Source organism: Cohnella baijiui, from assembly GCF_020731285.1.
In the GTDB taxonomy this organism is placed as follows: domain Bacteria; phylum Bacillota; class Bacilli; order Paenibacillales; family Paenibacillaceae; genus Cohnella.
In genome coordinates this window covers 1-244 of sequence record NZ_JAJFOW010000317.1, presented here as the reverse complement: position 1 = coordinate 244, position 244 = coordinate 1, and the positions used below count along the sequence as shown (strand labels likewise).

Here is a 244-nt window from a genome sequence, read left to right as displayed (position 1 = left end):
GCAGGGTAATGTGCACACCGCGATTCAAAAAGGCCAGCTCACGCAGGCGCTTCTGCAAAATCTCATACTCGAATACCGTTACTTCTGTAAAAATCTCCGGATCTGGAAGGAATGTTACCTTCGTTCCCGTATCTTCCGCTTCACCGACCACCTTCAGCTCATCCTGCGGCGCGCCGCAAGCGAAATGCTGGACATAGCGTTTGCCGTTACGTTTCACTTCTACTGTGAGAGACTTGGATAATGC

1 pseudogene is annotated in these 244 nt (G+C 50.8%); it reads right to left on the bottom strand.

Annotated features, from left to right (window positions below):
• A pseudogene (locus tag LKX83_RS32785) lies at positions 1-244 on the bottom strand (DNA topoisomerase IV subunit B); the annotation flags it as partial.